At 59.1% G+C, this 20,323-nt stretch carries 17 protein-coding genes and 4 tRNA genes; 8 read left to right on the forward strand and 13 right to left on the reverse strand.

Going from position 1 to position 20,323, the window contains the following annotated elements; translation table 11 throughout:
- Positions 1–305 precede the first annotated feature (305 nt).
- Complete coding sequence (gene leuD / locus DCO48_RS00005) at positions 306–950, reverse strand: 3-isopropylmalate dehydratase small subunit (protein ID WP_116548591.1); 645 nt, start codon at positions 948–950, stop codon at positions 306–308.
- Positions 947–2,380: a 3-isopropylmalate dehydratase large subunit gene (leuC, locus tag DCO48_RS00010; RefSeq protein ID WP_116548592.1), complete on the reverse strand. Its 1,434-nt coding sequence runs from the start codon at positions 2,378–2,380 to the stop codon at positions 947–949. The genes leuD and leuC overlap by 4 nt, the downstream gene beginning before the upstream one ends.
- 130 nt (positions 2,381–2,510) lie before the next feature.
- Here leuC and DCO48_RS00015 point away from each other — a divergent pair, with 130 nt between their 5' ends.
- Both DCO48_RS00015 and DCO48_RS00020 read left to right on the forward strand, forming a co-directional pair.
- Positions 2,511–3,389 carry a LysR family transcriptional regulator gene (locus tag DCO48_RS00015; protein ID WP_116548593.1) on the forward strand — a complete coding sequence of 293 codons (879 nt, stop codon included), beginning with the start codon at positions 2,511–2,513 and terminating at the stop codon, positions 3,387–3,389.
- 69 nt (positions 3,390–3,458) lie between these two features.
- Entirely contained in the window at positions 3,459–6,755 is a 3,297-nt protein-coding gene (locus DCO48_RS00020; protein WP_116548594.1) for a PAS domain S-box protein, read from the forward strand.
- A 76-nt stretch (positions 6,756–6,831) separates the two neighbouring features.
- Here DCO48_RS00020 and DCO48_RS00025 read toward each other — a convergent pair whose 3' ends face one another.
- From DCO48_RS00025 to DCO48_RS00035, 4 genes are all read right to left on the reverse strand, one after another.
- Positions 6,832–7,275 carry an Hsp20 family protein gene (locus tag DCO48_RS00025; RefSeq protein ID WP_116548595.1) on the reverse strand — a complete coding sequence of 148 codons (444 nt, stop codon included), beginning with the start codon at positions 7,273–7,275 and terminating at the stop codon, positions 6,832–6,834.
- Positions 7,276–7,390: 115 nt separating this feature from the next.
- Positions 7,391–8,350 (reverse strand): tRNA-dihydrouridine synthase, encoded by a 960-nt coding sequence (locus tag DCO48_RS00030; protein ID WP_116548596.1) that lies wholly within the window; start codon positions 8,348–8,350, stop codon positions 7,391–7,393.
- 61 nt (positions 8,351–8,411) lie between these two features.
- On the reverse strand, positions 8,412–8,582 hold the full coding sequence (locus DCO48_RS22645) for a hypothetical protein (RefSeq protein ID WP_165840711.1): 171 nt from the start codon (positions 8,580–8,582) through the stop codon (positions 8,412–8,414).
- Positions 8,583–8,690: 108 nt separating this feature from the next.
- Complete coding sequence (locus DCO48_RS00035) at positions 8,691–9,134, reverse strand: thioesterase family protein (RefSeq protein ID WP_116548597.1); 444 nt, start codon at positions 9,132–9,134, stop codon at positions 8,691–8,693.
- A 674-nt stretch (positions 9,135–9,808) separates the two neighbouring features.
- Between DCO48_RS00035 and DCO48_RS00040 the strand changes: the two genes are divergently transcribed.
- From DCO48_RS00040 to DCO48_RS00050, 4 genes are all read left to right on the forward strand, one after another.
- A complete protein-coding gene (locus DCO48_RS00040) occupies positions 9,809–10,186 on the forward strand; it encodes a hypothetical protein (RefSeq protein ID WP_116548598.1) in 378 nt (125 codons plus the stop codon).
- A 228-nt stretch (positions 10,187–10,414) separates the two neighbouring features.
- Positions 10,415–12,295, forward strand: a complete 1,881-nt coding sequence (locus DCO48_RS00045) for a YcaO-like family protein (protein WP_116548599.1) — start codon at positions 10,415–10,417, stop codon at positions 12,293–12,295.
- Positions 12,292–13,038 (forward strand): hypothetical protein, encoded by a 747-nt coding sequence (locus DCO48_RS22525; RefSeq protein WP_133247575.1) that lies wholly within the window; start codon positions 12,292–12,294, stop codon positions 13,036–13,038. Before DCO48_RS00045 ends, DCO48_RS22525 begins: the two co-directional genes overlap by 4 nt.
- Complete coding sequence (locus tag DCO48_RS00050) at positions 13,038–13,769, forward strand: ATP-binding cassette domain-containing protein (protein ID WP_116548600.1); 732 nt, start codon at positions 13,038–13,040, stop codon at positions 13,767–13,769. The genes DCO48_RS22525 and DCO48_RS00050 overlap by 1 nt, the downstream gene beginning before the upstream one ends.
- On the opposite strand, the gene DCO48_RS00055 is transcribed toward DCO48_RS00050, so the two are convergent.
- The 7 genes from DCO48_RS00055 to gltX all read right to left on the reverse strand — a co-directional run bounded on the left by DCO48_RS00055 (position 13,758) and on the right by gltX (position 17,597).
- Positions 13,758–14,606, reverse strand: coding sequence for an alpha/beta fold hydrolase (locus tag DCO48_RS00055; protein ID WP_116548601.1), 849 nt, complete (start codon positions 14,604–14,606; stop codon positions 13,758–13,760). The two genes, DCO48_RS00050 and DCO48_RS00055, sit on opposite strands and share 12 nt — an antisense overlap.
- Before the next feature lie 27 nt (positions 14,607–14,633).
- The gene (locus tag DCO48_RS00060) at positions 14,634–15,173 is read right to left on the reverse strand and encodes a TetR/AcrR family transcriptional regulator (protein WP_116548602.1); all 540 of its coding nucleotides are present in this window, start codon (positions 15,171–15,173) and stop codon (positions 14,634–14,636) included.
- 165 nt (positions 15,174–15,338) lie between these two features.
- Positions 15,339–15,414: transfer RNA gene (locus tag DCO48_RS00065), tRNA-Glu, on the reverse strand.
- A gap of 44 nt (positions 15,415–15,458) precedes the next feature.
- A tRNA-Ala gene (locus DCO48_RS00070) sits at positions 15,459–15,534 on the reverse strand.
- Positions 15,535–15,587: 53 nt separating this feature from the next.
- Positions 15,588–15,663, reverse strand: a tRNA-Glu gene (locus DCO48_RS00075).
- Positions 15,664–15,740: 77 nt separating this feature from the next.
- Positions 15,741–15,816 (reverse strand) — tRNA-Ala (locus DCO48_RS00080).
- 299 nt (positions 15,817–16,115) lie between these two features.
- Positions 16,116–17,597 carry a glutamate--tRNA ligase gene (gltX, locus tag DCO48_RS00085; RefSeq protein WP_116548603.1) on the reverse strand — a complete coding sequence of 494 codons (1,482 nt, stop codon included), beginning with the start codon at positions 17,595–17,597 and terminating at the stop codon, positions 16,116–16,118.
- A gap of 143 nt (positions 17,598–17,740) precedes the next feature.
- On the opposite strand from gltX, the gene DCO48_RS00090 reads away from it, so the two are divergent.
- Together DCO48_RS00090 and DCO48_RS00095 are read left to right on the forward strand one after the other, a co-directional pair.
- The gene (locus DCO48_RS00090) at positions 17,741–18,781 is read left to right on the forward strand and encodes an HlyD family secretion protein (RefSeq protein WP_116548604.1); all 1,041 of its coding nucleotides are present in this window, start codon (positions 17,741–17,743) and stop codon (positions 18,779–18,781) included.
- 49 nt (positions 18,782–18,830) lie between these two features.
- Complete coding sequence (locus DCO48_RS00095) at positions 18,831–20,321, forward strand: DHA2 family efflux MFS transporter permease subunit (protein WP_177410585.1); 1,491 nt, start codon at positions 18,831–18,833, stop codon at positions 20,319–20,321.
- Positions 20,322–20,323: the final 2 nt, after the last annotated feature.

Below are 20,323 nucleotides of genomic sequence, written 5' to 3' on the forward strand. Positions count from 1 at the left end.
GCAGCGACCAGCGGGGCCAGCTGCGACAGGACGTGGCCGACCACGTCGGCGAGGTGCGGCAGCAGGGCGTGGCGCAGGTGGCCGACCTCGCCGCCGAGGTAGGGCAGGTCGGCGTGCTGCGGGCGTGCGGGATTGCCCAGGTGGGCCGCGGCTTGGTCGCCGAGCTCGTGCACGGCACTGTTGGTATAGGCTTTGGGGTGGGTGCCGAGGTTCTCCAGTACCTCGCGGTTGCAAGGTTAGCGCCCGCAGAGCTGGCCAGCCCCCTGTGGGCGCTGGCCTTATCGGCGATCAGGCCGACACTTCGCTCAAGCGTCGCGGAACAACCACGGCTGGCTCGCCCGGTGCTTGCCCTCGAACGCTGCAATCGCCTCGCTGTCCTGCAAGGTCAGGCCGATATCGTCCAGGCCATTGAGCAAGCAGTGCTTGCGGAACGCATCGATTTCGAAGCCCAGCACCTTGCCGTCGGGACGGCTGACGGTCTGCGCCTGCAAATCAATGGTCAGTTGGTAGCCCGGATTGGCTTCCACCTGTTTGAACAGCTCATCGACGTCGGCATCGCTGAGGATGATCGGCAACAAGCCGTTCTTGAAGCTGTTGTTGAAGAAGATGTCGGCATAGCTTGGCGCGATGATGCTGCGGAAACCGTACTCTTCCAACGCCCACGGCGCGTGCTCGCGGCTGGAGCCGCAACCGAAGTTCTCCCGCGCCAGCAACACGCTGGCCCCCTGGTAGCGCGCATGGTTGAGCACGAAATCCGGGTTCTGCGGGCGCTTGCTGTTGTCCTGGTACGGCTGCCCGACATCCAGGTAGCGCCACTCGTCGAACAGATTCGGGCCAAAGCCGGTGCGTTTGATCGACTTCAGGAACTGCTTGGGAATGATCTGGTCGGTGTCGACGTTGGCACGGTCCAGTGGTGCGACGAGGCCGGTATGCTGGGTAAAGGCTTTCATGCTGCGCTCCCTTGGATCAACTCGCGGACATCGACAAAACGCCCCGTCACGGCTGCAGCGGCAGCCATCGCCGGGCTCACCAGGTGGGTACGCCCACCGGCACCCTGGCGCCCTTCAAAGTTACGATTGGAGGTGGACGCGCAATGCTCGCCACTTTCCAGGCGGTCCGGGTTCATCGCCAGGCACATCGAGCAGCCCGGTTCACGCCACTCGAAACCGGCTTCGAGGAAGATCTTGTCCAGGCCTTCCTGCTCGGCCTGCGCCTTGACCAGGCCCGAGCCCGGCACGACGATGGCCTGCTTGACAGTAGCGGCAACCTTACGGCCTTTGGCGATCACTGCCGCCGCCCGCAGATCCTCGATCCGCGAGTTGGTGCAGGAGCCGATGAACACGCGGTCCAGCTGAATGTCGGTGATCGCCTGGTTGGCGCTCAAGCCCATGTACTTCAAGGCGCGCTCGATCGAGCCACGCTTGACCAGGTCGGCTTCGGCGGCCGGGTCCGGCACGCGTTGGTCAACCGCCAGGACCATTTCCGGCGAGGTACCCCAGCTGACCTGCGGCTTGATCTGTGCAGCGTCCAGTTCGACCACGGTGTCGAACACGGCATCAGCGTCGGAGACCAGGTCTTTCCAGGCTTCGACGGCCAGCTCCCACTGCTCGCCTTTTGGCGAATACGGACGGCCCTTGACGTAGGCAACGGTCTTCTCGTCGGTGGCCACCAGGCCGACCCGCGCACCGGCCTCGATGGACATGTTGCAGATGGTCATGCGGCCTTCGACGGACAGATCGCGAATAGCGCTGCCGGCAAATTCCATGGCATGACCGTTGCCACCGGCGGTGCCGATCTTGCCGATCACGGCAAGGACGATGTCCTTGGCGGTGACACCGAACGGCAACTGCCCTTCGACGCGCACCAGCATGTTCTTCATTTTCTTGGCCACCAGGCACTGGGTGGCGAGCACGTGCTCCACCTCGGAAGTGCCAATGCCATGGGCCAGGGCGCCGAAGGCACCGTGGGTGGAGGTGTGCGAGTCGCCGCAGACCACAGTCATGCCGGGCAAGGTGGCACCCTGCTCCGGGCCGATGACGTGCACGATCCCCTGACGCACGTCATTCATCTTGAATTCAGTGATGCCATATTCGTCACAGTTCTCATCGAGGGTCTGCACCTGCAGGCGCGACACCTGGTCGACGATGGCGTCGATACCGCCCTTGCGCTCCGGGGTCGTCGGCACGTTGTGGTCAGGCGTGGCGATGTTGGCATCGATGCGCCAGGGTTTGCGGTTGGCCAGGCGCAGGCCTTCGAAGGCTTGCGGCGACGTCACTTCGTGAATGATGTGACGGTCGATGTAGATCAGCGCCGAACCATCGTCGCGCTGCTTGACCAAATGCGAATCCCAAAGCTTGTCGTAGAGCGTTTTGCCGGCCATCAGACTGTTCCTCATCAGCGTCTTTCTATGCCAATAACCCCTTGGCTTGTATGGCGGATGCTATGGGGTTAGATTGAATAACTCAAATTCATAATTTTTATGGTTTGGATAACCGAAAGGAATACGAGTAGTGGACCTGGCAAACCTCAATGCCTTTATTGCAATTGCCGAAACCGGCAGCTTTTCCGGCGCAGGCGAGCGCCTGCACCTGACCCAGCCAGCCATCAGCAAACGCATTGCCGGGCTTGAGCAACAACTCGATGTGCGGCTGTTCGACCGCCTGGGCCGCGAAGTCAGCCTGACCGAGGCCGGCCGCGCCCTGCTGCCGCGCGCCTACCAGATTCTCAACGTGCTCGACGACACCCGCCGGGCCCTGAGCAACCTGACCGGCGAGGTCAGCGGTCGGCTGACCCTGGCCACCAGCCACCATATCGGTCTGCACCGCCTGCCGCCGCTGTTACGGGCCTTTACCCGGCAGTACCCGGCCGTGGCGCTGGATATCCAGTTTCTCGACTCGGAAGTGGCCTACGAGGAAATTCTCCACGGCCGCGCCGAAATCGCCGTGATTACCCTGGCGCCGGAGCCGCATCACCTGGTACGCGCCGTGCCGGTGTGGGACGACCCGCTGGATTTCGTCGTCGCCCCGGGCCATCCGCTAGCCTGCAAGGGTGCGGTCAACCTGACCGACATTGGTCACCACCCGGCGGTGTTTCCCGGCGGCAATACCTTTACCCGGCATATCGTCCAGCGCCTGTTCGAGGCCCAGGGCCTGACGCCGAACATCGCCATGAGCACCAACTACCTGGAAACCATCAAAATGATGGTGTCCATCGGCCTCGCCTGGAGTGTGCTGCCGCGGACTATGCTCGATGAGCAGGTTGCACCCATCGCCTTGCCGGGCATACAGCTGTCGCGCCAGCTAGGCTACATTCTGCACACGGAACGAACGTTATCGAATGCGGCCAGAGCGTTTATGGCACTGCTCGACAGCCATGCGAGAGAACAGTAGGACCGCCCGTCAGCGCCCACGGCCGGCCCGATCCCAAGGAAGTGTTATCCGCCAAAGGTCTGGTAATCGATGCCCAAATCAGCAAACCGTTTTCCGCGCCTGCCCCGAATCCACGCGGCAGACCCCCAGGAGTCGGAGCAAACCTGGGAGAACGCACCGCAACTGCTGGCGGCCCTGAACGGCGCGCGCCTGGGCGCCTGGTTCTGGGATGTTGACAGCGGCCGCATCAACTGGTCGCGCGGCACCCAGGCGCTGTTCGGCTTCGACCCGCATCAGCCGCTGCCCAACGACCTCGATTACCTGGACTTGCTACCGCCGGAAGACCGTGCCCGCACCTTGCAGGCGTTCCACGCGGTGCTCAATGGCGAGCCGGTGGAGCAGGCCCTGCGCCACCGCATCCGCTGGCCGGACGGTAGCCTGCACTGGCTGGAAATCAACGGCAGCATGAGCAAGGACCGCAACGGCCGACCGCAGATGATCGGGGTGATCCGCGAGATCACCCGCCAGCGCGAGCGCGAAAGCGCACTGATCAACTCGGAAAAACGCTTTGCCACGCTGTTCCACCTCAGCCCCAACGTGGTCCTGCTCACCCGGCGCAGCGACGGCATGATCTACGAGGTCAACCAGCACTTCGAGCAGACCCTCGGCTGGCCGGCCAGCCAGATCACCGACAAGACCACCCTGGAACTGGGCCTGTGGGTCAACCCGCAGCAGCGCCACCAGGTGCTGGAAGCCACCCGCGGCACCAAGGGCCCGGTCACCCTGGAGGTGCAGTTTCGCGCCAGCAGCGGGCAAGTCCACGATGGCATTCTCAGCACCCAGACCATCGAGCTGGAAGGTGTCGCCTACCTGCTCAGCACCTTCGTCGACACCAGCGAGCGCAAACGTGCCGAACAGGCACTCAAGGACAGCCAGGAACGCCTCGACCTGGCACTGGACTCGGCACAACTCGGCACCTGGGACTGGCACATTCCCAGCGGCATGCTCTACGGCTCGGCGCGCGCCGCGCAGTTGCACGGACTTGAGCCAGTGCCGTTCCACGAATCGTTCGAAGCGTTTTTCGAAGGCGTACCCGAGCAGGAACGCAGCACCATGCGCCAGGCCTACCGCAGCCTGCGCGAAGGGCCAGCCGGCAATTACCAGATCACCTACCGGATTCAGCTGGAGAACGGCACTTCACGCTATATAGAGAGCCGCGCCCGGTTATATCGCGACGCCCAGGGCAACCCGCTGCGCATGGCCGGGACGCTGCTCGACATCACCGACCAGGTCGAACGCGAGCAACGCCTGACCAGCTCCGAGGAAAAATTCGCCAGCCTGTTCCAGGTCAGCCCCGACCCGATCTGCGTCACCCGCCAGGACACCGGCCAGTTCATCGAGATCAACCCGGCGTTTACCCAGACCTTCGGCTGGAGTGCCGAGCAGGTGCTCAACCGCACCGCCGAGGAAATCGGCCTGTGGGCCGAATCGGCCGAGCGCGCCCGGCGCATCGAACAGGTAATCCGCGACCAGGCGCTGAACAATGTGGCCGTGGTGGTCAACCATCAGGACGGCCAGGCGCTGACCTGCGTGATCTCCAGCCGGCCGATCAAGGTCGACAACCAGACCTGCAGCGTGACCACCCTGCGCGACATCACCCAGCAGCAGCGCGCCGAGGCAGCCCTGAAGGCCAGCGAAGAGAAGTTCGCCATGGCCTTCCACTCCAGCCCCGACGCCATCACCATCACCGAGCGCGACAGTGGCCGCTATCTGGAAGTGAACGACGGTTTCTGCCGCCTTACCGGCTACCGCGCCGACGAGGTACTCGGCCGCAGCGCCAACGATATCGGGCTGTGGGCCGACGACAAGCAGCACACGCTGCTGCTGGCCGAAGTGCAGGAGCGCGGGCGGATTCATCACCGCGAGATGCTCGGACGCAGCAAGCGCGGGGAAATCCTCACCCTGGAAGTGTCGGTGGAGCCGATCACCCTCAACGAGGCCGACTGCCTGCTGCTGACCGCCCGCGACGTCAGCCAGTTGAAGAACGCCGAGGCGCAGATTCGTCACCTGGCCTATCACGACCCGCTGACCAACCTGCCCAACCGCGCGCTGCTGATGGACCGCCTGAGCCAGCAGATTGCCCTGCTCAAGCGCCACAATTTGCGCGGCGCCCTGCTGTTCCTCGACCTCGACCATTTCAAGCACATCAACGATTCGCTCGGCCACCCGGTCGGCGACACCGTGCTGAAGATCATCACCGCCCGGCTGGAGGCCAGCGTGCGCATGGAAGACACCGTCGCGCGCCTGGGCGGCGACGAGTTCGTGGTGCTGCTCAGCGGCCTGGAAGGCAGCCGCGAGGAGGTCACCGACAAGGTTCGGGAACTGGCCGATACCCTGCGCGAGCTGCTGGCCGAGCCAATGTCGCTGGACGGCCAACGCCTGCAGGTAACACCGAGTATCGGCGTGGCGCTGATACCCGACCATGGCTCGACCCCGGCCGACTTGCTCAAGCGGGCCGATATTGCCCTGTACCGGGCCAAGGATTCCGGGCGCAACACCACGCAACTGTTCCACACCACCATGCAGAAGGCGGCCAGCGAGCGCCTGCGCATGGAGAGCGACCTGCGCATGGCCCTGGCCCGAGGCGAACTGGCGCTGCACTTCCAGCCGCAAGTGGACGCGCGGGACAACCGCATCGTCGGTGCCGAGGTGCTGCTGCGCTGGCACCACCCGCTGCTCGGCCAGCAGCCGCCGGCGCAGTTCATTCAAGTGCTGGAGGAAAGCGGGCTGATTCTGGAAGTGGGCAGCTGGATTCTCGACGAGGCCTGCGATGCCTGCTCACGGATGTTGCAGGACGGGCTGATCGATGCCGAGGACTTCAGCCTGTGCGTGAACATCAGCCCCCGGCAGTTCCGCCAGAACGACTTTGTCGAGCGGGTGCGGCGCAGCCTGGATGACTACCGCCTGCCCTACGCGATGCTCAAGCTGGAGATAACCGAGGGTATCGTGATCCAGAACCTGGAGGACACCATCAGCAAGATGCGCGAATTGAAGGCGTTCGGCGTGAGTTTTGCGATGGACGACTTCGGCACCGGGTATTCGTCACTGACCTACCTGAAGCGCTTGCCGGTGGATGCGTTGAAGATCGACCAGTCGTTCGTGCGCGACGCACCGCTGGACCCGAACGACGCGGAGATCGTCCGGGCAATCGTGGCAATGGCGCGCAGCCTGGACCTGGCAGTGATTGCCGAAGGGGTCGAGCTAAGCGAGCAGCTGGAGTTTCTGGAGCGGCTGGGCTGCCATTTGTACCAGGGCTATCTGCACAGCCGGCCGTTGCCGCTGAACGAGTTCCGGGCGATGTTGCTGCAGGCGCCGGCGGATTACTGAAACGCCCAAGCTCAGGGGGCACTGTCGCTCAACAATCAGGCACAAAAAAGGGCACCTCACGGTGCCCTTTCTTCGATCAGTTCAGCGCCGCTTGGTCGCTGTTGATCGGGATGCGCTTGGCCTTGGCGTCTTCCGGCACGATGCGCAACAGATCGATGCTCAGCAGCCCGTTGGCCAACCCCGCGGCCTTGACCTCGATATGGTCGGCCAGGCGGAACGACAGCTTGAACGCACGCTGGGCGATGCCCTGGTGCAGGTAGGTGACGCTTTCGCCGCTGCCGTCACGTTTGCCGCCAGTGACAGTCAACACGCCCTTCTCCACTTGCAGATCAAGATCCTGCTCCTGGAAACCGGCCGCCGCAACGACGATTCGATAATGGTCATCGCCATGTTTTTCCACGTTGTAGGGTGGGTAGGTGCTACCCGACTCATTACGTGCCGCGGATTCGAACAGATCGTTGAAACGGTCGAAACCAACGGAATGACGGAACAGTGGAGCCAGAGAAAATGCGGTAGTCATGGTAAATCTCCTGAGTTATCAGCGAGTTGGTGTTCAACGCGACCCGACTTCGGCATCGCGTACTCCCTAGATAAGGACCACCCGGACGATTTCAAGCACGCCCATACACATTTTTTCAGGCCGCCTCGACCAACGGCATCCCGAGCAAGCGGCCGATCCGCTCGCAGTCCTGCTCGCGGCGCAGCTCGACAAACAGTTCGGCCGCCTCGGGATACGTGCGGGTGAGCATCGCCACCCACTGTTTCAGGCGCCCCGGCGCTGCACGCGGGGTCAGCTCGGCGATGACCTGGGCCCAGAACTCGCGGATCAACGGCAGCAAACCCTGCCAGCTCAGTGGCTCGAAGGCGACGCCATCGCGCACCGCAGCGATCTGCCGGGCCAGGTCCGGGCGCGAGACCAGGCCGCGACCCAGCATGATGTCCTCGACACCACTGACCTCACGGCAACGCCGCCAGTCGTCGAGGGTCCAGACCTCGCCATTGGCGAACACCGGCACCTTGACCACGTCCTGCACCCGCGCCACCCATTCCCAGTGTGCCGGCGGCTTGTAGCCTTCGACCTTGGTGCGCGCGTGCACCACCAGCTGTGCGGCGCCACCTTCGGCCAGCGCCAGGGCACAATCGATGGCGCCGTCCGGGCTGTCGAAGCCCAGGCGCATCTTCGCCGTGACCGGAATGTGCGCCGGCACCGCGCGGCGCACTTCAGACAAAATCGTATGGAGCAGCTCGGGCTCCTTGAGCAGCACCGCGCCACCGCGGGACTTGTTCACCGTCTTGGCCGGGCAGCCAAAATTCAGGTCGATCACCGGCGCGCCGAGCTCGCAGGCCAGCGCGGCGTTTTCCGCCAGGCATCCTGGGTCGGAACCGAGCAGTTGCACCCGCATCGGCACGCCGGCCGCGGTTTGCGCACCCTGGCGCAATTCCGGGGCGAGCTTGTAGAACTGCGACGGCGGCAACAGCCGGTCGCAGACGCGGATGAACTCGGTAACGCACCAGTCAACCCCACCGACCCGAGTCAGCAGGTCGCGCAGGATGTTGTCGACCAGCCCCTCCATCGGGGCCAGGGCAATTTGCATGGGAAGAAGGCCTGCGGCAAAAGCCGGCAGTTTAACAAAGGGCTGCGGCGAAGGATGATCTTTACTTTGCCGGCGAGACGTACTGCACCTGCGCCATCGCGCGCGGGCACTCAGGGTGAACAATGGATAACGAGCAACAGGCAAGGCCACACGGGCCGAGCATCATCTGGTTCACCGGGGTTTCCCGGGTCGGCACCACAATGCGCTGGCCGGCGAGATCAAGGATCTTCACCGGGATCAGCCGCAATAATGAAGCGCTGCACAAGCGGGCGCTGAGTTTCGATACTTCACGTTGTTCGGTGGTGTAGATCGTCGAGCGTATTCTCGCCCATACCGGGCTTCAACACGCCGACGGGTCGAGCAAGGCGGCGCCGTAGCCTTCGAGAAACTCGGCAGGCATGCGCTTGGGCTTGCCGCTGGACAACTCGATGCAGACAAAGGTGGTTTGCGCGCGCAACAAGGTGGTGCCATCGCTGGGCCGCACCAGCTGGAAATGCCGGGTCATCTTCAGGCGCTGGTCCCAATCGACGATCCACGTCGCCAATTGCAGCTCGTCGTCTTCGTAGGCGCTGGCCAGGTAGTCGATTTCGTGACGAACCACGGCCATCGCCCGGTCCAGGCGCCGGTATTCTGCCAGGTCCAGGCCCAAGCGCTGCGAATGGCGCCAGGCACAGCGCTCCAGCCAGGTGACGTAGACCGCGTTATTGGCGTGGCCGAGGCCGTCGATGTCGTCGGCAGCGACGCGAAGGTCGATGACGAATGGCGTTGCCAGATCCCAACTCATGTCCGCTCCAATCGGTGATGAATGGGCAGAGTGTAACGGATGCTTGGCCACCCCAGCGATAGACTACAAATTGTATTATTATCTCCCCATAGGCCGACATCCGAATGAACCAACGTAGCGTTACCTACCACTCGTCGGAACTCTTCGTGTGAAGGGAAAATTAACTTTAGCCAATCCTCATGGAGCAAGGAAAAAACCTACAGTAAAAATAAATAATTCCCACTAGGTAGAAAATTAAGATCCCACAAAATTAAGAGAGCCACGTCACACAAAAGACCTTCAAATACATTTCAGACAAAACAACCAGAAAAGACTGAAAGATTTTACGAACCAATTTCCCACAAAACCAAAACAACTGGTTAAACACCACTACCTTTGACTTGGAACGCCTATTCAAATAAAAATCCCGAACCCCAATCACGGAGAAAGCAAAAAGGGACGTAAGATATGAACAGCGAAAATAGTGTGTTAGGCGAAACCCTTCTTGCACTTGACCATTCCATACAGCACCAAATTGATATGGAGTTTTTTGGCAGATCAGGAGGTGCAGGTGGTTGCGGTGGCTCTGGTGGATGCAGCGGGGGTAGCAATTCTGTGAACTACGAACCCGTATAAAACGTCCATCAACCACGTGCCTCGCCAATTAGCTGGGCACGTGGCACGAGAAATCCGCCATGCCAATAAAAATTAATAACTATGAGCTATTGAACTTCGAACCGGACACTCTCCTACTCACGAAATCTGGAATAACCAAGCCAAATGAAACACCTATCAAATCCTTGCTATCCGAGCTTGCAACCCTTAAAAACCAATCAATCGCAGAGCAGCAGCTAGACACCATAATAGCGAACCACTTTGACACACCTAGAATCGCCTTAGATTTCTTGCTGGACACGGTAACGATTCAGCGAGCAGCAAAAGCACCCTACTATCGTAAGGAAACCTTATATTTTGATACCGAACCAATAAGCCAAGCCAAAGGAATATTTTCAGATAGCATAAACCTGGAGACCTGCTCATTCGACGAGCACAACGTCGTCCCCAAAAAATGAAAGAAAGCTATTTATTCTCGCAACATTCGACTTACACCCAAGCAACGCCAGAGACTTTTATTTCAAATTTTGTACAAAAAACCCCGAAAGCGCGATTATTCCAGGGTATTTCATAGAGGGAAAGTACCATCTCAGCCAGCCCTTCATACCAGCTATCGGGAATCCATGCGCATTCTGTGCAATCGATAGAATTCGAAACGCTGAAAAGCTCAGACCTGGAATGTGTCAATGCTTGAGGATGAACCCGTGAGCATTCCGCACGACTACTGCATAAAATTTACAGAAGCCGACGTCATGAGTGATACATTAAACTTTCACTGCAAAGGAAACTACCTGATTCACCAGACAACCCGACACATCAGCACACTGCACCATTTAAAAGACAACGATCTGATCACGCTTACCGGCAACGAACTACTGTTGTATCCGGATCACTGTGACACCACAGAGCCCAATGAAATTTCGCCACTTACATCGAAACAACCATTGCATCGCAAAGCATCTTGCGAAAAATTCAGTGACTACGCCATTCCAGTCGACACGTTGCGCGCCATCCTCTCACCATTGGTGTCTCGACCGGACCATCCTTACAAACGTGGATACCCTAGTGCTGGGGCACTTTACCCCGTTGAACTATTTTGCTGCGATCTGAACGCACAATCCGCCTGGCCGAACTCTCACGTTTATCACTTACTCCCTCGTTCGAGAAAGCTAGAGAGCATCCAAAACTGCTTCGCCGCCGAACACCTACACGACACATTATTGCCTACCAAACAGGACATCGGCAGCCCTTCGATCGCGTCAATCTATTTCATGTATTTACCCAAAGCGCTTTTCAAATATCGATATCGAGGGTATCGCCACGCTCTGTTGGAGGCTGGAGCTCTGCATACAGCTTATAGGACAGCACGCGTGAAAATACATAGCAAAGTTGCGCATTCAAATCACCCTGATTATCTATTTTTCCAACCCAACGCACTCAGAAGCCTTCCATCCTCTATCGATACTGGAAGCAAATGGCAAATTCACGGATCCGGCGTTGGCTGGGGGAGCAAGTCGATTGCCTCCGCCATGGGCGAATTCATTGAACGGCGCCACTTCTATCTGGACATTGCCAGAGAGAAGTCAGGCACTCTGCAAGACGCGTTAACCTCTGCGGAGGCCAATGAATTCGTAAGCGCCTTCCTCCAGACGAGCCGCACAGAAACCACTAAAGAAAAAATCAGAGCACACGCCTTTCAACTCACAAAAGCCTGGCGGACCAAAGACTGGTCACCCTGCTTCATCCCTAGCGTCTGCCTCTCACTCACACCAGTGACCGGCGACAGCGACAACAACTATTACCCGAACAGAGATACTTGTGGATGCAGCCTACACTGGAGCGCAAAACATTCAATCCAAGGCGCTATTCAAGAGTCCCTGGAAAGACAATTCCTAACACGCTTCTGGCTAACCAATACGTGCCAAAAAATCCTTAAGCCCATTGAGATCGATAAACTACTCAAGCATTCAGAGTGCGGCGCAACGTTCAAACACCTAAGTAGCGCCGGGACGCTACAGGCCTTCGACATCAGCGATAGTGATTTCCCAGGAACGTGCATAATAGCTATTTATAGCAGCGACGTCACTGGACGCGCTGTAAGGTATTGTGCAGGCATGTCTTACGCTAAGAATCGACGAGCCGCCCTCGAAAAATCCATACTTGAGCTTTGGCAGACATATCGCTTCATGAATCTTTTCTATAGAAGCGATTCGAAAAATGAAACAATAAAAGACGAATACTTAAGGCACTTCCTGACCTGCAGCAGCGAGCACACCGCAGCACAATTCAATAACATTACTGAGGCCCCGCCACCTAACAGAACCTCACACCCACTCACACTGAAAAACCTAATATCCGCACTTACCGCAAAAAACCTACACGACTACCTATACATGAACAGCACGAGCGTAAACGGAAATGATTTTTACGCCTGCAAATTTTTATCTCCAAACATATTCCTACACATGAACAACGCAGCAAACATAAACACAGAAAATAGCTACTCCCATGGCTTCAGCGACAAAATAATAAAATCAAGGCAGTCTACAATGGTGCCTTTCCCATGAATGCGAGATATAAAAACCTTCTACACCGCCTCCACTCCACCCTCCTTATATTACTCAAAGAACAGCTAAAAGAACCAACAGCAATACTTTGGAGCATTGTCTCACCTTGTATATTTTTCCACTTCATGGCGATTGCGCCGGACAACCGACCACCGCATGAAGGACATTACATAATCGTCGCCTCCTGGTTTTATGCCTACATTGCGTTAAGTACTGCCTTGTTCGGCTGTAGTTTTTATTTAATTGGCCGGCGCGAAAGCGGCTTTATTCGCTCTTTTATTTATAATCGATCCTCAATCGCACTCTACCTTGCTGCACACATCACTGGTTACGCCCTTATCGCGCTTTGCTATGCTAGCCTTTTTTATCTGGTTACACGCCCTGCTTTTGGCGACTACTCAGCAATGGAATTCATCAACCTCATCATTCGATTCTTTATTAGCTACACTTATTTTTCTTGTGCCGGCCTATTAATAGCACTCTTACCCTTGAAGTTCTCTACAGCCAGCACGCTATTCTCAATAATTTCTTTCACTATGCTATCGCTAAGTTACCTTAGCAGTACGACAGAAAGCACACTCTCGACACTCAACCTTGTCAATCCCTTGAGGCTGGCACAGACGTTTATCTGTGCCCCTTCAAATCTGCCGCTCATCGTATGCGGCGCTATTTTTTCTACACTTACATGCGGTTCGCTTCTCCATAAATACCTGCGCATTCACCCTGTCTGGAGCCGCTATTGATGAACCTGCTCAGCGTAATAAACATCAGCCACCATTTTGGAAACAAGCAACTGTTCAACGACGCATCCCTGGACATCGAAAAGGGCAAACTTACCGGCTTGCTAGGCCCAAACGGTTCGGGCAAGACAACCTTTTTCGACATGCTGTGCGGGCTGCTACCCCCACAGCATGGAACAGTATCAAACTCCGCCACGACTCAACTCTATCTTTCGCAGACACTTTCGACACCCACCTCTCTTCGCATGGATGAGATATTTAAATTACTATCTGCCCTTTCCTGTACTGCGCCACCTTCAAATGCGGACATCAACGCTAAACTGGCAGAATGGCCGAGCCAAATTGGTGAGCGTTACCGTGAAACAAGCAAAAGAAAGCCTGCAGTTTGCAGCTATGGTGAGATCCGGTGCTTTTTCACTCTATCTTTGCTGCTGTTACCCTGCGAGCTTATCATTCTCGATGAACCCACTGCGGGGGTGGATCCCGAGTTTCGCTATTATATATGGCAGTGCCTGCGTCAAGCTGCAGACCAAGGGGTGACCGTGCTTGTTTCATCCCATTACATTGAAGAGATAGCAAACCATTGCGATATATTCCATTCCATCATCGACACCACGTTTGCAACCTTCAACTGTAGCAAAGACTATCTAAAACAATTTGGCGCCAGCACGCTGGACGAAGCATTCATCAAGTCACTTTCGCATAGCCGCCTGGCGTCCAGCTCAACACCTTGAATTACCGGCCAATTGCAGAGCCGGCTGAGCGTTCCGCCCCAACAATGCCAGAACACCATCGATCACCAGCGGATCGGCCAACACCCGTTGGTGCCCACCTTCCTGGAGCATCAGCAAGCGGCTGTCGAACCAGGCATCGTGAATGATTCGGGCTTCTCCGGCAGGCACCAGCCGGTCGTCTTCGGCATGCACGATCAGGCCGGGCATCTCCAACTGATAGCCAGTGACATCCAGGCGCATGATCGGCACACCGACTTCGCGCTCGATCTGCCGAATGAACGCCGCCCGAGCCCGCGCCGGCAGGCCCAGATGGTGGGCAAAGCCACGTAGCACGCCAATCAGCCGGGCCGGTGCGGCAATGCTCACCACGGCGTCGGCACGCAGCCCCCACTGCAACGCCAGCAGTACACTGGCACCGCCCATGGAATGCCCAATCACGGCCTTCAGCGGCGGCAACTCGGCCGCCGCCTCCAGCAGCGCCCGGGCGAACAGCACAACATTCGCCTGATTGCCGGGCGAACGACCGTGCGCCGGGCCCTCCAGGGACACGGCGGTATAGCCGGCATCGACCAGGGTTTCAATCAACTTGGCAAACTGCGTTGGACGCCCTTCCCAACCGTGCATCAACAGCACGGTCGGGCCCTGCCCCCAGCGCAAGGCCGACAGGCCGAAGCGCAAGGTGATGCGTTCGGCACGCGCCAGCAGCGGCAACTCCCAATCACGCGGTGGCAAGGTACGCGGGGTCATGAAGGCGCGACGCATCTTGCGCGCGACACGCTCGGGAAGCAGATGGCCCAAGGTGCCATTGACGCCACGAATCCAGCTCAAGGTATTCATCGCTTCGCTCCAGTGCACAAGGCTCGATCAGATCACCGCCGACTTGGCGGCACGTAACACACGGTCGGAAAGTTCGTCGCTGCCAAGGGCCCGCGCCAGGGCCAGGCCACCCACCATCAGGGCAAGGTCGGCGAGCACCTTGTCGGCGTCTTCGGGGCTGTCGGCCAGCTCGGCCGTCATCAATTCGATATGCTCGGCCAGCACCTGGCGGAAGTCGTCAGGCAAGCGGCTCATCTCGCTCAGCGAGGTCGGCAGCGGGCAGGCGTGCTCGGTGGCGTCGCGGTGCTTGCGCGACAGGTAGAAGGCCGCCACCAGCGCCCGCCGCGCTTCGCCATTGAGCGCAGGATCGACTTCCCGCAGCAGGGCACGACGCTCGCACAGCAACTGGCTGAAGGCTTCGAGCATCAGCGCGTCCTTGCTCTCGAAATGCGCGTAGAACCCACCGACGGTGAGCCCAGCAGCGCCCATTACCTGGCCAACGCTGGGCTCGGCGGGGCCGTGCAGAATCAGCGCACTACGCGCGGCATCAAGAATGCGTTCGCGGGTTCGGGCCTTCTTGTCGTTCATCGCTCGCCTCCAAATATTATGATCGCAATATTATCAGCGTAATATTTATTCGCAAGCACTTTCCCCTGCCACTGGTCGCGGCAAGGGAAAAACTTTTTGGCGGGAAAAAACAAAAGGCTCATTCAATAATCGAATGAGCCTTGAAATTCCGCAGAGCGGATAAAATGGCGTCCCCTAGGGGACTCGAACCCCTGTTACCGCCGTGAAAGGGCGGTGTCCTAGGCCACTAGACGAAGGGGACTTGTAACCTTCGTAGAGATCCGTTTTCACGAACCCTGGCAAAATTGGTGGAGCTAAGCGGGATCGAACCGCTGACCTCCTGCATGCCATGCAGGCGCTCTCCCAGCTGAGCTATAGCCCCAGATTTTTCGTCTCGCGACGCTGCGACCTCTTTCGACATCGCATGTATAAAACTGGCGTCCCCTAGGGGACTCGAACCCCTGTTACCGCCGTGAAAGGGCGGTGTCCTAGGCCACTAGACGAAGGGGACGCAACCCTTCTACCAATTGACCAGGCTGCTTGCCTGATCTGCTTGCAGTCAATATTACCGACTGCAAACCTGGAAATTGGTGGAGCTAAGCGGGATCGAACCGCTGACCTCCTGCATGCCATGCAGGCGCTCTCCCAGCTGAGCTATAGCCCCACAATGTCGCTTTGAACTGAATCGCTTGGCTGGGTGCTTCGCGCTTCGTTTCGTTCATCGCTGTGGACGGGGCGCATATTAAGATCGGATGGCGAACCTGTCAAATATATTTTCAACAAAATTCAAAATTTTTTTCCGAGATAACAAACACTTACCTGTCTCTGACGGGAAAAAGCCCGATTTTGCTGGGCCGCGCGCCCGATAAAGCATCGCCGCCAAGGCCGACTCCGACACAGGGCAATGGTACGCCCTGCCCTGCTGGAGCCGGCATTGCCGGCGATCAGTTGCTCAAGCGAGTGTCAGGCAATCGTGCCCAAGAGCTTTTCCCACTCCTTGTTTTCCTTCTTCGACACGCCACCCAGCAGGTCCAGCGCCTGGCGCAGACGGAAGCGGGTCAGGTCCGGACCGAGGATTTCCATCGCATCGAGCACCGAGACCGAGCTGGCCTGGCCAGTGATCGCGGCAAACATCAGCGGCATGGCATCACGCAGCTTCAGTTCCAGTGCCTCGACGACGGCCTGAATGGTCGCGGTGATCCGCTCTTTTTCCCACTGACGCAGGCTTTCCAGTTTCCACAGGATCAATTGCATCACCTGACGCACCTGGTCGCCGGAGAGCTTCTTGCTTTCGAACAGCTTGGCGTCCAGCTTCAGCCCGCCTTCGAAGAAGAACCCGCCCAGCGGCGCAATCTGGCTGAAGGTTTCGACGCGACCCTGCACATGCGGGGCGATCTTCATCATGTAGTCGCTGTTGAACGCCCACTGCTGCACGCGCGCGGCAAACTCCTGCACCGGCAGGTCGCGCAACCACTGGCCGTTCAACCAGGACAGCTTCTCGATATCGAAAATCGGCCCGCCCAGCGAGACGCGGGACAGATCGAAGTGCTCGACCATTTCGCTCAGGGAGAATTTTTCGCGCTCGTCCGGCATCGACCAGCCCATGCGGCCCAGGTAGTTGAGCATCGCTTCCGGCATGAAGCCCATGCGCTCGTAGAAGGTAACCGAGGTCGGGTTCTTGCGCTTGGACAGCTTGCTCTTGTCCGGGTTGCGTAGCAGCGGCATGTAGCACAGCTGTGGCTGTTCCCAGCCGAAGTATTCGTACAGCTTGATCAGCTTGGGTGCCGACGGCAGCCACTCTTCACCGCGCAGAACGTGGGTGATGCCCATCAGGTGGTCGTCGACCACGTTGGCCAGGAAGTACGTCGGCAGGCCGTCGGTCTTCATCAGCACCTGCATGTCCATGCGATCCCAGGGGATCTCGACATCGCCACGCAACAGATCAGGCACCACGCAGATGCCTTCGCTCGGCACCTTCATGCGGATCACATGCGGCTCGCCAGCGGCCAGGCGGCGCGCCACTTCTTCAGGCGAGAGCAACAGGGCACGGCCATCGTAACGCGGGGTTTCACCCCGCGCGATCTGCTCGGCACGCATCTGATCCAGCTCTTCGGCGGTACAGAAGCACGGGAAGGCATGACCGAGGTCGACCAGTTGCTGAGCGTACTGTTTGTAGATCTCACCACGTTCGCTCTGCCGGTACGGACCGTGCGGGCCACCAACATCCGGGCCTTCGCTCCACTCGATACCCAGCCAGCGCAGGGCGTCGAAGATCTGCTGTTCGGATTCGCGGGTCGAACGCAACTGGTCGGTGTCTTCGATACGCAGGATGAATTCGCCACCGTGCTGCTTGGCGAAGCAGTAGTTGAACAGGGCGATGTAGGCGGTGCCGACATGGGGATCGCCAGTAGGCGAAGGCGCGATGCGCGTGCGAACGGTGGTCATGGGAGTCTCGAACAAGAGATGAAACAAAGGCTGGATGTTAACAGGGTGAAGGTGCCCGGCTCCAGTAATGGGCGCGATCGTCACTTGTGCCAGCGGATCCAAAACTTGTTAAATTTGCTTACATTTTTAGAACGATCGTCCTCATGCCTGCCCAACTCAAGCGTCGCCTGCTGATTTTTCTGACCCTGGTCGTCTTGATCGCCCTGGCCTTTCTGGCGCAGTGGTACTTCAAGGGACGCTTCTACGAGAGTACCGACAACGCCTATGTACAGGGCGAAATCACTCGACTGTCGAGCCAGCTCGGCGCGCGCATCGAGCAGGTGCTGGTCGAGGACAATCAGCACGTCGCCAAGGGCGACCTGCTGGTACGCCTTGAAGGTAACGACTTCCAGTTCGCCGTCGAGCGCGCCCGCGCCGCCCTGGAGACCCGCGCAGCTGAGCGCATGCAGGCCGAAAGTCGGCTCACCCAGCAGGCCAGCCTGATCGCTGCCGGCCAGGCCCAGGTGTCGGCCAACCAGGCGACCCTCGGCCGCACCCAGCTCGACCTGAACCGCGCCCAGGCGCTGCGCAAGCCCGGCTTCGTTTCCGAAGAGCGGGTGACCACCCTCTCCGCCGAAAGCCACGTCGCCCGCTCCCAGGTCAGCAAGGCCCAGGCCGACCTGCAGGGTCAGCGCCAGCAGGTCAATGCCCTCAGCGCCGACATCAAGCGCCTCGACGCCCAGATCGCCACCGCCCGCACCGACCTGGCCCAGGCCGAGCTGAACCTGGCGCGCAGCGAGATTCGCGCGCCGATCAGCGGCATGATCGGCCAGCGCGCTGCACGCACCGGGCAATATGTGCAGGCCGGCGCTTACCTGCTGTCGATCGTTCCCGACCAGGACATCTGGGTGCAGGCCAACTTCAAGGAGACCCAAATCGGCAAGATGCAGCCGGGGCAGAAAGCCGAGCTGCGGTTCGACAGCTACCCCGACACCCCGATCGAAGGCCGCGTCGACAGCTTGTTCGCCGCTTCCGGCGCGCAGTTCAGCCTGCTACCACCGGACAACGCCACCGGCAACTTCACCAAGGTGGTGCAGCGCATTCCGGTCAAACTGACATTTGCCGCCGACAACCCGCTGCACGGCAAGATTCGCCCAGGCATGTCGGTGACCGCGACCGTCGATATCCGCGACAATGGCCGGTGACCCGCTGATCCGTCCCGCCGGCGAACCGAGCCGGCGCGACTGGATCGCAGTGATGAGTGTGATGCTTGGCGCGTTCATGGCCGTGCTCGACATCCAGATCACCAACTCGTCGCTCAAGGACATCCAGGGCGCGCTGTCGGCGACCCTGGAAGAAGGCTCATGGATCTCCACCTCGTACCTGGTTGCCGAGATCATCATGATCCCGCTGACCGCCTGGCTGGTGCAGTTGCTCTCGGCGCGGCGCCTGGCAGTGTGGGTATCGCTGGGCTTTCTGGCCTCCTCGCTGCTGTGTTCGATGGCCTGGAACCTGGAAAGCATGATCGTGTTCCGGGCGATGCAGGGTTTCACCGGTGGCGCACTGATTCCGCTGGCGTTCACCCTGACCCTGATCAAGCTGCCGGAGCACCACCGCGCCAAAGGCATGGCCATGTTCGCCATGACCGCCACCTTCGCCCCGTCGATCGGCCCGACCCTGGGCGGCTGGCTGACTGAGAACTGGGGCTGGGAGTACATCTTCTACATCAACGTTCCGCCTGGCCTGATCATGATCGCCGGCTTGATGTATGGCCTGGAGAAGAAGGCAGCGCACTGGGAACTGCTCAAGCGCACCGACTACGCCGGAATCGTCAGCCTTGGCGTGGGCCTGGGCTGCTTGCAGGTGTTTCTTGAGGAAGGCCACCGCAAGGACTGGCTGGAATCCGGGCTGATCGTGAGCCTGGGCAGTATCGCCCTGCTCAGCCTGATCACCTTCGTGATCGTACAGTTCTCCAAGCCGAACCCGCTGATCAACCTGCGCATCCTGCAGAACCGCAACTTCGGCCTGTCGAGCATCGCCAGCCTGGGAATGGGGGTCGGGCTGTATGGCTCGATCTATCTATTGCCGCTGTACCTGGCGCAGATCCAGAACTACAACGCGCTACAGATCGGCGAAGTGATCATGTGGATGGGGATTCCGCAGCTGTTCCTGATACCGCTGGTGCCGCAACTGATGAAGGTAATCTCGCCAAAGATTCTCTGCACACTCGGGTTTGGCCTGTTCGGCCTGGCCAGTTTCAGCTCGGGAGTGCTCAACCCGGACTTTGCCGGTACCCAGTTCAACCATATCCAGATCATTCGCGCACTGGGCCAGCCGATGATCATGGTGACCATCTCGCTGATCGCCACGGCGTACATTCAGCCACAGGATGCCGGCTCGGCGTCGAGCCTGTTCAACATTCTCAGGAACCTGGGCGGGGCCATCGGCATTGCCTTGCTGGCGACGCTGCTGGATGCGCGGACCAAGGTGTATTTCGACTATTTGCGCGAGGCGATCGTGCCGACCAACCCACAGGTGGCAGAGCGCTTGGCGCTGCTGACCGAGAAGCTCGGCAGCGAGGCCGCGGCGCTGGGCAAGCTGAGCGAAATCACCCATCAGCAAGCGATGATCATGGCCTACAACGATGCCTTCCATTTTGTCGGCATCGGCCTGGCGATCAGCATGCTCGCGGTGTTGCTGACGCGCAAGCTGCCGCAGGGGGTTAAGGCGGGTGAGGCGCACTGATT

Source organism: Pseudomonas sp. SDI (genome assembly GCF_003105155.1).
In the GTDB taxonomy this organism is placed as follows: domain Bacteria; phylum Pseudomonadota; class Gammaproteobacteria; order Pseudomonadales; family Pseudomonadaceae; genus Aquipseudomonas.